Annotated in this window: 13 protein-coding genes; 6 read left to right on the top strand and 7 right to left on the bottom strand. The window is 62.7% G+C overall.

From position 1 onward, the window contains the following. Positions 1 to 28: 28 nt before the first annotated feature. The 5 genes from AC0L2V_RS24390 to AC0L2V_RS24370 form a co-directional block, all read right to left on the bottom strand. Positions 29 to 274, bottom strand: a complete 246-nt coding sequence (locus AC0L2V_RS24390) for a MoaD/ThiS family protein (RefSeq protein ID WP_473521425.1) — start codon at positions 272 to 274, stop codon at positions 29 to 31. Further along, the gene (locus tag AC0L2V_RS24385; RefSeq protein WP_473521424.1) at positions 262 to 2,538 is read right to left on the bottom strand and encodes a xanthine dehydrogenase family protein molybdopterin-binding subunit; all 2,277 of its coding nucleotides are present in this window, start codon (positions 2,536 to 2,538) and stop codon (positions 262 to 264) included. Before AC0L2V_RS24385 ends, AC0L2V_RS24390 begins: the two co-directional genes overlap by 13 nt. A 2-nt stretch (positions 2,539 to 2,540) precedes the next feature. Beyond that, positions 2,541 to 3,017 carry a (2Fe-2S)-binding protein gene (locus AC0L2V_RS24380; protein WP_027154241.1) on the bottom strand — a complete coding sequence of 159 codons (477 nt, stop codon included), beginning with the start codon at positions 3,015 to 3,017 and terminating at the stop codon, positions 2,541 to 2,543. Then, entirely contained in the window at positions 3,017 to 3,877 is an 861-nt protein-coding gene (locus AC0L2V_RS24375; RefSeq protein ID WP_473521423.1) for an FAD binding domain-containing protein, read from the bottom strand. Before AC0L2V_RS24375 ends, AC0L2V_RS24380 begins: the two co-directional genes overlap by 1 nt. A gap of 135 nt (positions 3,878 to 4,012) precedes the next feature. Next, positions 4,013 to 4,948, bottom strand: coding sequence for a hypothetical protein (locus AC0L2V_RS24370; protein ID WP_473521422.1), 936 nt, complete (start codon positions 4,946 to 4,948; stop codon positions 4,013 to 4,015). 117 nt (positions 4,949 to 5,065) lie between these two features. Here AC0L2V_RS24370 and AC0L2V_RS24365 point away from each other — a divergent pair, with 117 nt between their 5' ends. Beyond that, positions 5,066 to 5,365 (top strand): hypothetical protein, encoded by a 300-nt coding sequence (locus tag AC0L2V_RS24365; protein WP_139172690.1) that lies wholly within the window; start codon positions 5,066 to 5,068, stop codon positions 5,363 to 5,365. A gap of 69 nt (positions 5,366 to 5,434) precedes the next feature. Here the strand turns inward: AC0L2V_RS24365 and AC0L2V_RS24360 are convergent, their stop codons facing one another. Together AC0L2V_RS24360 and AC0L2V_RS24355 are read right to left on the bottom strand one after the other, a co-directional pair. Further along, positions 5,435 to 7,408, bottom strand: a complete 1,974-nt coding sequence (locus tag AC0L2V_RS24360; protein WP_473521421.1) for a putative bifunctional diguanylate cyclase/phosphodiesterase — start codon at positions 7,406 to 7,408, stop codon at positions 5,435 to 5,437. A 21-nt stretch (positions 7,409 to 7,429) separates the two neighbouring features. Beyond that, a complete protein-coding gene (locus AC0L2V_RS24355) occupies positions 7,430 to 7,909 on the bottom strand; it encodes a putative pterin-binding protein (protein ID WP_473521420.1) in 480 nt (159 codons plus the stop codon). Here AC0L2V_RS24355 and AC0L2V_RS24350 point away from each other — a divergent pair. From AC0L2V_RS24350 to AC0L2V_RS24330, 5 genes are all read left to right on the top strand, one after another. Beyond that, complete coding sequence (locus AC0L2V_RS24350) at positions 7,908 to 8,051, top strand: hypothetical protein (protein ID WP_473521419.1); 144 nt, start codon at positions 7,908 to 7,910, stop codon at positions 8,049 to 8,051. The two genes, AC0L2V_RS24355 and AC0L2V_RS24350, sit on opposite strands and share 2 nt — an antisense overlap. A gap of 235 nt (positions 8,052 to 8,286) precedes the next feature. Continuing rightward, a complete protein-coding gene (locus AC0L2V_RS24345; protein WP_473518843.1) occupies positions 8,287 to 9,159 on the top strand; it encodes a DMT family transporter in 873 nt (290 codons plus the stop codon). A gap of 176 nt (positions 9,160 to 9,335) precedes the next feature. After that, on the top strand, positions 9,336 to 10,076 hold the full coding sequence (locus AC0L2V_RS24340) for a 2OG-Fe(II) oxygenase (RefSeq protein ID WP_473521418.1): 741 nt from the start codon (positions 9,336 to 9,338) through the stop codon (positions 10,074 to 10,076). A gap of 460 nt (positions 10,077 to 10,536) precedes the next feature. After that, positions 10,537 to 11,622, top strand: a complete 1,086-nt coding sequence (gene pstS / locus AC0L2V_RS24335; protein WP_473521417.1) for a phosphate ABC transporter substrate-binding protein PstS — start codon at positions 10,537 to 10,539, stop codon at positions 11,620 to 11,622. An 87-nt stretch (positions 11,623 to 11,709) separates the two neighbouring features. Continuing rightward, entirely contained in the window at positions 11,710 to 13,440 is a 1,731-nt protein-coding gene (locus tag AC0L2V_RS24330) for a Na/Pi cotransporter family protein (protein ID WP_473521416.1), read from the top strand. Positions 13,441 to 13,444: the final 4 nt, after the last annotated feature.

The raw sequence follows: 13,444 nt of genomic DNA, 5'->3' as shown, positions 1-13,444 counted from the left end.
AGGCGAGGGTGGAGGCAGGTCCCCCACATTACCCTCCAGCCAATCTCGGCAGCAGAAAAATCTCCGCCCCCGGCGGCAGTTCCTTCGACCACGTATCCCTATAAATCGTCCCGTCGATCGCCACGGCAATGCCCTTCTCGATGTAGGGCGCGAAGCCGGGATACTGCTCAGCCAGCTTCCTGAACAGCTCCCGAATATCCTTCGCCTCGATCTCGACCTTGCTCTTGCCTCCGGCGATTGCGCCGAGCGATCCCCAGAGCGTTACTTCGACCATCGGCCTCCCCGTTCCGCCTCGATCGCCGCGAGAATCCGCGGCGGCGACATCGGGATATGCGTCATCCGCACGCCCGCGGCGTTCGACACCGCATTGGCGATCGCCGCCAGCGGCGGCACGATCGAGGTTTCGCCGACGCCCCGCACCCCGTAAGGGTGGTTGGGATTGGGGATCTCGAGGATCTGCGTGTCGATCATCGGCAGGTCGGAGCAGACCGGGATGCGGTAGTCGAGAAAGCCGGGGTTCTGCAGCCGCCCGTCCTTGCCGTAGACGTACTCTTCGTTGAGCGCCCAGCCGATGCCTTGCGCGGCACCCCCCTGGTACTGCCCCTCGACATAGGTCGGGTGCACCGCCTTGCCGGCATCCTGCACGACCGTGTAGCGCAGCACCCTCGTGGCGCCGGTCTCCGGATCGACCTCGATATCGCAGATATGGGTGGCGAAGGAGACGCCGGCGCCGTCGGCGACGAGCTCGCTGTGGCCGGCGATCGGCCCGCCGGTCTTTCCTGACCCGGCCGCGATCTCCTTCAGAGACAGCGCCGCAAGGTTGCCGTACTTCTCGCCTTTGGCGATGGCGTGGCCGTTTTCCCAGACCACGTCGTCGACGGGAACATCCCACATCTGCGCGGCGCGTTCCCGCAGGATCTTGATGGCGTTGCGGGCGGCCGAGATCGTCGCCATCGAGGAGGAGAAGGTACCGCGGCTGCCGTCCGTCATGTCGTTGTAGCCGAGGCTGGAGGTGTCGGCGACCACCGCCTTGACCTGCTCATAGGCGATGCCGAGTTCCTCCGCCGCCACCAGCGACAGCGACGCGCGGGAACCACCCACATCGACCGTGCCGACGGCAAGCGAGACCGAGCCGTCCATGCCGATGTTGAGGTCGGTGCAGGTCTGGCCGCCGAAGTTGAACCAGAAGCCGCAAGCCATGCCGCGGCCCTGGTTCTTGCCCAGCGGCGCCTGCATGTGCGGATGGTTCTTCGCCGCCTCCAGCGTCGGGCCGATGCCGATCGGGCCGTAAACCGGGCCGTAGGACGATCGGGTGCCTTCCTGGGCGGCGTTCCTGATCCGGAACTCGACCGGATTCATGCCGATCTCCTTGGCTAGCTCGTCGACGGCACTTTCCACTGCAAACGCCGCCATCGGCGCCGATGGCGCGCGATAGGCCGCCGTCTTTGGCCGGTTGACCAGCACTTCGTAGCCGACCGTCCTGACGTTAGCGAGATTGTAGCAGGCGAACGCGGTCATGGCGCCGAGCTCGGCCCACATGCCGGCATAGGGGCCGCAGGAATAGCGCAGCGTCGCCTCGGCCGCGGTGATCGTGCCGTCCTTGCGGGCGCCGATCCTGACGTCGATCGAGGTGGCACTGGTCGGCCCGGAGGCGCGGAACACCTCGTCGCGCGTCATCACCAGCTTGACCGGCCGGCCGGCCTTGCGCGAGAGCGCCAGCGCCACCGGCTCGGCCCAGACGTGGGTCTTGCCGCCGAAACCGCCGCCGATCTCCGACGAGGTGACGCGCAGCTTGGAGGCTTCCATGCCAAGCAGCTGAGCGCAGTGCTGGCGGTAGACGAAATGGCCTTGCGTGCAGACCCAGAGGTCGGCGGTGCCGTCGGAACTGACGCTCGCCACGCAGGCGTGCGGCTCGATATAGCCCTGGTGCGTCTGCTCGGTTTTGAAGGAGCGTTCGACGACGAAATCGGCCTGGCCAAATCCCTCATGGATGTCGCCATGGCCGTACTGGCTGCGTTTGGTGACGTTGGACGGCTTGACGGGCTTTTGCTCAAGGCCCTCGGTGAGGATGGTGTCGTCGAGCACGGGCGCCGAGTGCTTCATCGCCTCGTCGACATCGGTCACATGCGGCAGCACTTCATAGTCGACCTCGATCAGCTTCAGCGCCTGCCTTGCCGTGCGGGCGTCGACCGCGGCGACCGCGGCCACCGCATGGCCGTCATAGAGCGCCTTCTTGCGCGCCATGCAGTTGTCGAGGATGTCGTGCATGGCGGCATCGCCGTCGGTGAGGTCGGGCAGGTCGGCCGCGGTGATCACCGCCTTCACGCCGTTGAGCTTCTCCGCCTTCGAGGTGTCGATCTTCCTGATCGTGGCGTGCGCGTGCGGGCTTCTCAGGACACGCCCGACCAACTGGCCGGCCATGTTGAAATCCGCGCCATAGCGCGCGCGGCCCGTTACCTTGTCGACGCCGTCGGGGCGGATGGGACGCGTGCCGACGGAGGCGAAATTGCGTCCGGAATAGCGCGGATCGAAGTTCATCGTCAGGCTCCCTTCATCACGCTTGCGGCGTCCTGAACGGCCCGCACGATCTTGTCATAGCCGGTGCAGCGGCAGAGGTTCCCGGCGAGGCCGAAGCGGATTTCCTCCTCGGTCGGGTCGGGGTTCTTGGCCAGCAGGTCTTTCGCCGCGATCAGGAAGCCCGGCGTGCAGACGCCGCATTGCAGCGCTGCGTGTTCGAGGAACTTCTGCTGCAGCGGATGCAGCCTGTCGCCGTGCGCCATGCCCTCGATGGTTTCGACGCGCCGGCCCTCGGCCTCCGCGCCAAGCACCAGGCACGAGCATACCAGCCGGTCATCGAGGATGATGCTGCAGGCGCCGCAGTCGCCGGTGCCGCAGCCTTCCTTGGCGCCGGTCAGCCCGAGGCGGTCGCGCAGCACGTCGAGCAGCGTCTCGTCCGGGTGGCAAAGGTACTCGACATTGTCGCCGTTGATCGTCGTTGAGACTGCAATTGCGGCCATCACTTGCCTCCTGCACGCGCATAGGCGGTCGTGGCGGCCCGCCTGGCCAGCACACCCGCAACGTTTCTTCTGAACTCGACCGTGCCCCGCTTGTCGTCGATGGGGCGGCAGGCCCCCGAGCAGACCTTGGCGAGCCGCTCAAGTGCTGCTTCATCAAGTTTCCTGCCGATGAGGGCCTCGGCCGCCTCTTCCACCAGCAGCACCGTCGGCGCCACGGCACCCAGCGCCACGCGGGCCGATTTGACGACACCTTGCTCGTCGAGCGTCAGGTTCACCCCGGCGCTGACCACGGCGATGTCCATCTCCGTGCGTGGAATGAAACGCAGATAGGCATCGCCGGAGCGCGGCGCGCGCCTGTCGAGCAGGATCGCCTCGATGATTTCTCCCTTGGCGAGCGACGTCTTGCCAGGCCCGGTCGGCACTGCCTCCACCGCGACCGTGCGCCTGCCTCCTGGTCCGACAATCAATGCCCTGGCGCCGGCGGCCACCAGCGCCGGCACGCTGTCGGCCGCCGGCGAGGCGTTGCAAAGATTGCCGACGATCGTGCAGCGACCCTGCACCTGTTTAGAGCCAATCAGCTTGGCCGCTTCGACGACGCCCGGCCATTCCCGGTTCAAGGCCGCGCTCTCTCCCATCAGGGCGCAGGACACCGCGGCACCGATGCTGAAGCCTTCCGCCGTTTCCCTGATCTCGCCCAGTCCGTCGATTGCCTTGATGTCGACGATCAGGTCGGGCTCGATAAAGCCGCCTTTCATCCTCACCAGGAGGTCGCTGCCTCCGGCGAGAATGGCGGCGGTGCCGGGCGAGCCGGCCAACTGGCCAACGGCATCTTCCATTGAAAGCGGACGTATGTAGCGCATCGTCTCCCCTTGATCATCGCAATTCCATCGGCCCGTTATAGAGCCTTGGATCGGAATGGTCATCCGGTTCTGCATGAGCAGCGATTAGGCCAGGCCGCGGCGGGGCGGCGGGCCGCTTGCCGGCGCGTTCTCAACTCAGGGCGCCGGGTTGAACTGGAGCAATTTGAAACAATCGCCGCTTCCCGACTTCAACTGCGTCAGGAAGCGTTTCGACCGGTCGATCCATTCCTGGTGCGACCTGGCATCGGCTTCGATCTCGTCGACCGGTCCAAGCTTGACGAAGCTGCGCCCCTCGCTGAAAAGCCAGCACGCACGGCCGAGAAGTCTCCGGCTGCGCTGGCGCAAGAGGTCAGCATCATAAAAGATGTCGAGCACCTCCTGCTTGATCTTTGCCTCCTTTTCAGGATTTGCAATCGCAACCGCGATCGAGTCTCCGCCGATCGCATCCTGCAGGTCCTTGTAGTCGAGGGCGAGCTGAGTGGTGGCATATTTGATCTCGCTCTCATCCTGGACGATGTTGAACCACAGCGCGGGATCGAGCTCGTTGACGACGAACGATGCCTCGAAGTCGCGCGATAGGTTCAGGATCTCGAACCCTTGAACCTCAACATCGCGCTCAACCAAAAGGATCTCGGCGACCTGCTTGCCGAGTTCCGCCCCATGCGCGCTGATCGCGGCGTTGGTCCCGCCGAGTTCCGGACTGGTATAGGGTCCGCCATCATCCAGTAGCGCATCGAATTCGCCCAAATATTCGACGACGGCAGCCCCGCGCGCAATGCGTGCGGCCAGTTTGGCAAGAACCAGCTGGAGCTCCGTTTCGCGTTTGCGCTGGTCCTGATAATTCTGCTGAAAAAAGAAGATGAACAGAGAAACGCCAATTCCGATCAGGATGACGCCGAGCTGGGAAAAGATGTTGCGATAATATTCCAGCAGCTTTTCGCGATGGCGCATGTCGTGGCGCACGCTGTGCGCCACACGAGAATTGACGATCAGTGAAAGGATCAGCAGCCCGGCACCGACCAGGATGAGGCCGCCGATGAGGAAATAGCCTTGGCCTGAACTGAAATCCATTCTTTTGCCCGCGTCCCTTAAGCCCGAGACCGCGCAGACTAATCCCATTCCGTTTCAACGCCTACGGGCACCTCCCAAACCGCGCGCTCGCCTAATACTTTAGTTGTAATCTGTCGCGTGTTTGATATCGTGACAGTGGGAGGAATTCAGATGGCCGTGGAGTGCAAATCCGCGCCCTATATGGGCGTCTTTTCAACCATTGAACTGGATCTCTTGAGGGGTGTGGTTCGGGAAATTTTGCGGTCCGGCGAAGCGGAGCTCGACAACGAGGACGCCGAAATGATCGCGCGCGTGGTCATCGCAACCTACAAGGACGGCGCCTCGGGTCGCGAGGAATTGGTTGAAGCCGCCCGGATTGCCGCCAGGCGCTGCGCTCTCGACCATTTTTACGATCGAGCAGTCGGCTTGTTCGCATAGGATTTCGCATCTGGAGGCCGGCCGGCAGCGACCTTTCAGGCTCAGGACCACTTCCTCCGTGCAAATGCTCTACGCAGAAAGGCCCAGCCTGAACTTGTCCGTATCTTTCATCCTGCCTCGCCTCGCAGCCAGGTGGTTCGTCAGCCGATTTTCTTCGATCGGTTGTGACAGGAAAAACCCCTGAGCGCTGTGACAACGCTCGGCGATCAGGAAATCGAGCTGCGCTTCGTTTTCCACCCCCTCTGCCAGAACGGTCAAGCCGAGGGAATTGGCCAGTGCTATAATGCCTCGAACGACGTTCTGTTTTTTCTTCGACGCTTCCAGACCGCTCAAGAACGATCGGTCGATCTTCAACCGATCGAGGTTGAAATCGGCAAGGTAGCCGAAACTTGAATAGCCGGATCCAAAATCGTCGAGTGCCAGACCGACGCCGATATTTCGAATTTCCGTCAGCATGTTCAAGGCGTTTCGGCTGTTCTGGATAAGCACCCCCTCCGTTATTTCCAGTTGCAGGCGCGAGGGCGGCAGTCCTGTTTGTTGCAGCACCAGAACAAGGTGGGCGAAGTACGCATCGTTCTGAAGGCTTTTGCCCGAAAGATTGACCGAGCAAACGAAATCATCGGCAGATAGTGGCGCCCATCGAGCTGCCTGCAGGCAAGCCTTGCTCAGCACAGCCTTGTCGACTTCCAGTATCAGGTCGCTTCGTTCGGCAATTGGAATGAATGACATCGGCAGACGAATCGCTCCCGAAGCGGGGTCGCGCCAGCGCACAAGCGCCTCGGCGCCGATCATGCGGCCGGTTGCCAGCTCGAACTGCGGTTGCCAAACCAGAAAGAACTCGTCGCAGTTAAGCGCACGCTTGATCCCAGCTTCTTCGCCGAGCTGCATATCGAACTGATTGAGGATTGCAGGCGAGAACGTCACGAAGCCAGAGCGTCCTTCGGCTTTGGCGACATAAAGAGCGCTGTCCGCGTTGCGCAACAGGGTGGAAATATCCGAACCATGTTCGGGGAAACACGCCATGCCGATACTGGCTCCCATCCGCACGTGGTGGCCCGCGAGTTCGGCAAACCGGTTCAATTGCTCGCGAAGCCGATCGCCGAGCGCATCGGCTGCCGCGTGCCGGTCCCCGATCGCCATGACGGCGAACTCGTCGCCACCCAAACGGATGGCGACAACTTCGTCGGGCCGTTCGACCGATTGCAGGATTTCGGCGACGGCTTTCAGCAGCAGATCACCGATGTGATGACCGAACGTATCGTTCACGCCCTTGAAATGATCCAAGTCTATCAGGAAAAGGCGGAGTTGCTTGCCGGCCAGCCTTGCCCGGTCCAGCATCACGTCCCTGTTGGCTGACATCCAGGCACGGTTCTTCAATTCCGTCGTCGCGTCGCGCCAGGCCAGAAACTCCAGTTTCCTTATCGTTTCCCGACGGCCGATAAGCAATACGGCAGTTCCGATCGCCAGCAGCGACAAGACCGCCAGAGCGAATGCAATCTGGTAGTTGAATCTCTTCAGGCTTTTTTCCGCCGAATAGAGATCGACGTTGATCTCATCTCCATATTTGTAATATTCGTCGTTCATTCTCGCTACGAGATGCTCGAGTTCCAGCCCCATTTCCTTCAATATATTTTCATCGAGAGGCGGCCCGGCCGCAATCATGGCATCAAGCCGTGTCACCGCGTCAACGACACGCGGAACGATACTTGCGTAGGCGGGAATCTCGCTCGCTGTCCCGGTGCCGTCGATCCGCTTGAAACGGATGTAGACCAGGTCGTTCGCCGCCGATAACTGCTCAAGACTGTCTGCTGAGCCGGGGGCTGCCTGGGCGAGCGATGTCATGTCTTTGAGGTGGGTTACATCGCGTATCGCAATGTGGAACTCGCGGATGGCGAAAAAGCCGAACCGCGGCAGCGAATATTCGATCTTGCTGAGGCTGAGAAACAGTACGGTGATCAGGACGGCAGAGCTGGCTGCTGCAGCCGCAATGGCGGTCCCGTAGGTGACGGGAACGCGCCAGCCTCTCGATCCAAAGCGTGCCATTCGAGCCACGCCGGAACTCGATCAGCCGCCAGGCTCGAGCGTCTTGATCAGCCAGACCCACCGGGGTTTGTGGATTGGCGTATCGAAGGCCGGGTGGTCGTTGAGCGGATAGACCAGCCGGGTCGGACCTTGCGTGCGTCGGGTCAGCAATTTTCCGTTCTGGCGGGTGGCAAGCAGGAGAGGACCTTCCGTCCAATCTTGGCGCGGAATTATCTGCACATATTCGTCCACCGCCCGCAGAACAACGGAATCCTCGCCTTCCAATCCAACGAGCTTGAGCACATCGCGGAACAGGACGCCTTCAAATGTAAGCTGCCCCTTTTCAAATGGACTTGCGGTGGTGACCCGGTAGAGACCGAGCTTTTCCAGCTGTCGCAACGTGACTGGGACCGACTTGCCGTTGTTCTGAACATTGAAGGCCACAGTGTCTGGCGATTCCGGGAGATCAACGGGCTCCAACGCCCCGGCCGGCAGGATGCAAAACGCCAGGACTGCCAGCATGATCAGACTGCGCTTAAGCGATGAACGTCCTGTGTTGAGCAAGGATGACATGCGCAATCCTTTTCTTGTCGATGGGCCAGCACCCAGCCGTCGCCTGACCTTCATTCGGGCAGGCGGGTTTAACATTGCCATGAATGTCTGATTTTTCCGTTAGCCCTGTTCGGCCGGGAAGAGACGCGCAACGGCGAAACTGCCGATCTCCCCCCTCGTGGGGGAGATGCCAAGTGGGGGCAAAGAGGGCAGGCCAGAGGGGCGTGAAGGATCGCGGCCTCATTCCAGCCTGGGTTCCTCGCCACCACAGCTCGATGCCAGCGCGTAGGCGATCCGTAAGCGGGCATCTGCCAGCCTTCCCTCGACATCCAAGCGAGGGGAGGCCGATGTCGAAGCTCCATGCCAACCTTGTTCTTCTGTTTGCCGCAGCCCTGTGGGGCTTCGGCAATATCCCGCAAAAGACTATTCTCGACCATCTCGACCCGTTGAGCGCGGTCGGCATGCGCTGCCTGATCGGCGGGCTTATGGTCCTGCCGCTGATCGCCACCGAACCCCGACAGCCGGCAGGCGGCCTCTATCGCGCCAGCCTGGCAAGGGTAAGCGCGTTGTTTGCGGTCGCGGTCGTTTTTCAGCAGATCGGCTATCTCGGCACGTCAGTGACCAATGCCAGCTTTCTGGTCAGCACGTCGACGGTGATGACGCCGATTGCGGCGCGGCTGCTGATCGGCGAGCGATTGACGACGACCGTTGGGCTCGCCGCCGGCCTGTCGGTGGTCGGCGCGCTGCTCCTGTCCGGCGGCATCGCGAGCTTCAACCGCGGCGATGCGGCGATCATGCTGTCGGCGGTCTGCTTTGCGCTGTGGATGGTCGAACTCGGCCGCCATGCGCAAACCTACGGACGTCCGTTCACCGCCATGGCGACGCAATGCCTCGGCGCGGCGGTGGTCACCCTGCCGTTCGGCCTGTTGCACGGCAATCTGTCGCCTGCCACCGTGATCGACGCCTGGCCGCAATTGCTTGTGCTTGGCGTGTTCTCGACCGCCGTCGGCTTCAGCATCCAGACCGTCGCCCAGCGCTTCACCTCGGCCAGTCACGCGGCGGTGATGCTTAGCGCCGAAAGTGGGTTCGGCGCGTTGGGTGCCGCGCTTTTCATGGGCGAGCGGACGTCGTCGGCAGGCGTGCTCGGCGCGACGATCATGCTCGGCGCCGTCCTCTACCTCGCCACGTCCGGCGGCAAAACTGCCAAAGCCGGCGCCTGAGGAACCCGAACCGGTGCCTCGCTGGAGGCATTGAAATCGCTCGTCAAACAGGCCTAGGCGGGGGCGCGGGTGACGCTTCGCTCTGTGCAACACCCCTTGGCAGGAAACGGGTGGTTTGCACGCGCCGATTCACCCATCTGATTGCAGAAGCCGATGAAGCCAGAGGAGGCAGAGCCATGACCATACACACGGTTCCAGAAGCAGCGGTCCGATCGGCGGAAGCGCGCGTCGCCGGATATGACTGGCAGGCACTGGCCGAGGAGATGAGCGGCTATGGCTGCGCGGTGATGGAAAAGCTGCTGACACAGCAAGAATGCCGGGAGATCGCCGGGCTCTATCCCGACGAAAGCCATTTCCGCAGCCATGTCCACATGGCGCGGCACGGCTTCGGCAAGGGCGAGTACCGCTACTTCCGCTATCCCTTGCCAGAGCTGATCGGCGGCTTGCGCACCGCACTCTATCCGCGCCTTGCCGCCGTCGCCAACGACTGGAACGAGCGCATGGGCATCGCCCAGCGCTACCCGGACGAACAGGCCGCGTTCCTCAAGCATTGCCACGAGCAGGGCCAGACGCGGCCGACGCCGCTCCTGCTCCAGTATGGCCCTGGCGACTTCAACTGCCTGCATCAGGATCTCTACGGCGATCTTGCCTTCCCGCTGCAGGTGGCAATCCTGCTGTCGGAACCGGATAAGGATTTCACCGGCGGCGAGTTCGTGCTGGCCGAACAGCGCCCGCGCATGCAGAGCCGCGCCGAGGTGGTGCCGCTGCGCCAGGGCGATGCAGTCGCCTTCGCGGTCCACAATCGTCCGGTGCAGGGCAGCAAAGGCAGCTACCGCGTCAATCTCAGGCACGGCGTCAGCCGGCTTCGCTCCGGCCAGCGCCATACCGTCGGCATTATCTTCCACGACGCGAAATAGGGGCTGTCCCTGCGTGAGGCGACCAGCAACTTCGTGCCAAGGGGATCAGTTGTCGGAGTCGGCGCCGCCCCTCATCGCCCTGCCGGGCACTTCTCCCCGTTTAGTGACGGGGAGAAGGCGGGAGTCGCAACCTTGGCGTGCATTCTATAACATCTAAAATTGGCGAAACATCGATGAGAGCGCCCCTCTCCCCGTCACTATACGGGGAGAGGATGCCGGCAGGCAGGTGAGGGGCAGCGCAAAGCTGAAGCGATTGGCTGCCGAACAATTCTTCAGGCAACCGCGGCAATCGCGGAAAAATAAAAATCTCGCCCACAAAGATCTTTGTCATCCAATCGTTAACCAAGGTTCATACGGTGAGCGGTGTTGTTTCTCTGCCGGCGTTCGTTCGCCGGGCGGATGACTGTTGATATCTGCCAAGGCTGAAAACTAGCTATTTGTTCGCGCGTCGGGGATCGCCATGATGTTTCCAGCAAGCTTTGCGTCACTACGGCGCAAATCGGCGAAGATCAGCGGCGCCATCACGCTTGCTGTTGGCCTGATGATCGGGGCCGCTGCGCAGGCCGAGCCTATCCGCGGCGCCGGATCGACACTGGCCGCCCCGATCATCGGCAAATGGGCAACGGCCTACGAGAGCGCCCGCGCCGACGGCGGGGACTATGTCTCGCCCGACTGGAAGGTCGACTATGAAATCGTCGGCTCGCTCGCCGGCGTCCTGCGTCTCGATCAGCCGGACATCGACTTTGCCGCGACGGATGCGCCGATCAATGCCGCCGAACTCAAGAAGTCCGGCCGCCAGCAGTTTCCGATCGTGATGGGCGCCATCGCCGTCGTCGTCAATCTCGACGGCATCGGCCCGGGAAGCCTTCGCCTGACGGGGCCGGTGCTGGCCGACATCTATCTGGGCAAGATCCAGTCATGGTCCGATCCCGCGATCAAGGCGGTGAATCCGGATCTGACGCTGCCCGATCTCAGGATCAGCGTTGTTCACCGCAAGGATGGCTCCGGCTCGACCTTTGTCTTCACCGAGTACCTGTCGGCGGTCAGCGGGGAGTGGAAGGCCAAATACGGCGCAAATACACTGATCTCGTGGCCGCTCGGCACTGACGCGGAAGGCACACAGAACCTCATCCAAGCCGTGCACGACACGAAGGGCGCGATCGCCTATGCCGAATCCCGCCAGGCCCAGCGCGCCAGCCTTGCCTACGCGCTGATCCAGAACAGATCCGGCAAGTTCGTCAAGCCGGAGCCGGAGGGCGTGCAGGCTGCCGCGACATCCATCGACTGGGCGCAAACGCCCGACTTCTTCGCTTCGCTGACCGATCGTAACGGCGATGCCGCCTATCCGATCAGCACGGCGGTGTTCGCGGTCGTTCAGGTCTCGGGCCGTTCGGAACATCGCTATCGCCGCGTGCACGACCTTTTCCGGCTCGCCTTCGCGCACGGCGCGGATGACGCCGCCGCGCTCGGCTACGTGCCGCTGCCGAAGGCGCTCGTCGCCCGGATCGAGCAATACTGGGCAGGGCAGGGGCACGTCGCAAACTGAGCGGAAGAACCAGGCTGCTGCTTCGCGCAGCACCTGAACTGAAATTCATATCGCGCCGTGATGGCGGCTTGTTGGGGACTGCGTGACATGGACATCGATATCTTCAAGGACATCCTCGTGCCGGTGATCGGCGGGTTGGGCATCTTCATGCTCGGCCTCGACTTCATGGCCAACGGCATCCAGGCGCTGTCGGTCAACCGGATGCGCGCCTTTCTCGCCAAGGCCGCCGGAACGCCGATCAAGGGCGTGCTGGCAGGAACGCTGATCACCGGCGTCATCCAGTCGTCGACGGCGATGAGCGTCATGGTCGTCGGGCTGGTCAATGCCGGCGTCATTGCCCTTCGACCGGCGATCAGCGTGATCATGGGCGCCAATATCGGCACCACGCTCGGCAACGGGCTCATCGCCCTGCCGCTCGGTCCGCTCGGGCTGATCCTGGCCGGCGTGTTCTCGCTGATTTACTGCTTTGCCAAAAGCGAGAAGGTCAAGAACATAGCGCTTGCCGGCATGGGCTTCGCGCTGATCTTTTATGGCCTCAACCTGATGACCGGCGGCCTGCGCCCGTTGCGCAACCTGCCCGAAGTCATGGCCCTGCTGCAAACGCTGACGGCCGACTCCTACCTCAACCTGCTCAAATGCGTGTTCATCGCCGCCGGCGTGACCGCCATGATCCATTCGTCCTCGGCGACGATCGGCATCGTCATGGGCCTTGGCGCCGCCGGCATTCTCGACTGGACGACAGCCGTCGCCTTCTCGCTCGGCGCCGATCTCGGCACCACGATCACCTCGTGGATGGCTTCGCTCAATCTCTCGAAAAACGCCAAGCGCACCGCTTACGCGCATATCTCGTTCAACATCATCGGCGTGTGCATCACCATCCCGCTGTTCTTCGTCTCCATGCAGGTCCTGGAATGGGCGATGCAGTTCTTCGGCGGCGATCCCGCCATTCCGGTGATCGTCGACGGCAAGGAGACCTTTCCCCTGGTGCCGGTCGCGGTCGGTCTTTACTCGACCTTCTTCAACGTCTTCAACACGCTGTTGCTGTTTCCGTTCATCGGGGTGTTCGAGCGGGTTCTGTCGCGTGTCGGTCACACGGATGCCGAGGACACGGAAGATTTCTCGACGCCGCGATTCCTCGACCGCAAGCTGGCCGGCGATTTTGCCAAGGCCGTTCCCGCCGTCCAGCAGGAGACGGCCCGTCATCTGCAAGCCGGCGCCATGTTCCTCGACATCGCCCGTTCGTCGAAGAAGGCGCCGTCGGATCCCGGCGAGCACTATCTCGCAACCGATATCCTCAGCCGCGACATCCGCGCCTACACCGCCGAACTGATGAAGGAGGATTTGCCCTACGACCAGCTCGACCTGATCGCCAGCCTCATCGAGGAAGCCGACTTCACCGCCGCCCTGACGGAATCGATGCATCAGGTGGCGCGCCGCGTGCGGCGCGAAAAATTCAGCAGTCCGGCGCAGGCCATCGTCGACGTTGCGCTGAGCAAGCTCGATGCCTCGCTGCGGCAGATTTTGCCGACTTACGGCATCTCCGACCCGAAGGTGCCGGCCGGCCATGTCAATCTGCCGGAGGTCGAGGAACTGCGTGCCCGCACGCTGGCGCTCGGACCCAATGCCGGCGCCGCCGAACGCGGCACGATCCTGGCGCTGCTCGGGTCGATCGAGCGCGCGGAAATCCTGATCCAGCGCATCGATGCCGAGCGCAAATCGGTCAACCGGCAGAGCGTGCTCGCCCGGGCGTCGGCACGCAAGGAATCCAGGCCGCACGCGCTGGGCGATCCCGGCCTCAGCCCGGTCCCGGCCGAGTAGCGGG

The organism is Mesorhizobium sp. WSM4814 (genome assembly GCF_055811595.1).
The sequence above is the reverse complement of the archived record's forward strand: the minus strand, read 5'-3'. Positions and strand labels throughout refer to the sequence as shown.

Bases quoted from the DNA above. Each gene is read 5' to 3' on its own strand.
- AC0L2V_RS24345 (WP_473518843.1), top strand. From the start codon at position 8,287: ATGTCGAAGCTCCATGCCAACCTTGTTCTTCTGTTTGCCGCAGCCCTG.
- AC0L2V_RS24360 (WP_473521421.1), bottom strand. From the start codon at position 7,408: ATGGCACGCTTTGGATCGAGAGGCTGGCGCGTTCCCGTCACCTACGGG.
- AC0L2V_RS24340 (WP_473521418.1), top strand. From the start codon at position 9,336: ATGACCATACACACGGTTCCAGAAGCAGCGGTCCGATCGGCGGAAGCG.
- AC0L2V_RS24330 (WP_473521416.1), top strand. From the start codon at position 11,710: ATGGACATCGATATCTTCAAGGACATCCTCGTGCCGGTGATCGGCGGG.
- AC0L2V_RS24375 (WP_473521423.1), bottom strand. From the start codon at position 3,877: ATGCGCTACATACGTCCGCTTTCAATGGAAGATGCCGTTGGCCAGTTG.
- pstS (WP_473521417.1), top strand. From the start codon at position 10,537: ATGATGTTTCCAGCAAGCTTTGCGTCACTACGGCGCAAATCGGCGAAG.
- AC0L2V_RS24370 (WP_473521422.1), bottom strand. From the start codon at position 4,948: ATGGATTTCAGTTCAGGCCAAGGCTATTTCCTCATCGGCGGCCTCATC.
- AC0L2V_RS24390 (WP_473521425.1), bottom strand. From the start codon at position 274: ATGGTCGAAGTAACGCTCTGGGGATCGCTCGGCGCAATCGCCGGAGGC.
- AC0L2V_RS24350 (WP_473521419.1), top strand. From the start codon at position 7,908: ATGATCAGACTGCGCTTAAGCGATGAACGTCCTGTGTTGAGCAAGGAT.
- AC0L2V_RS24355 (WP_473521420.1), bottom strand. From the start codon at position 7,909: ATGCTGGCAGTCCTGGCGTTTTGCATCCTGCCGGCCGGGGCGTTGGAG.
- AC0L2V_RS24385 (WP_473521424.1), bottom strand. From the start codon at position 2,538: ATGAACTTCGATCCGCGCTATTCCGGACGCAATTTCGCCTCCGTCGGC.
- AC0L2V_RS24380 (WP_027154241.1), bottom strand. From the start codon at position 3,017: ATGGCCGCAATTGCAGTCTCAACGACGATCAACGGCGACAATGTCGAG.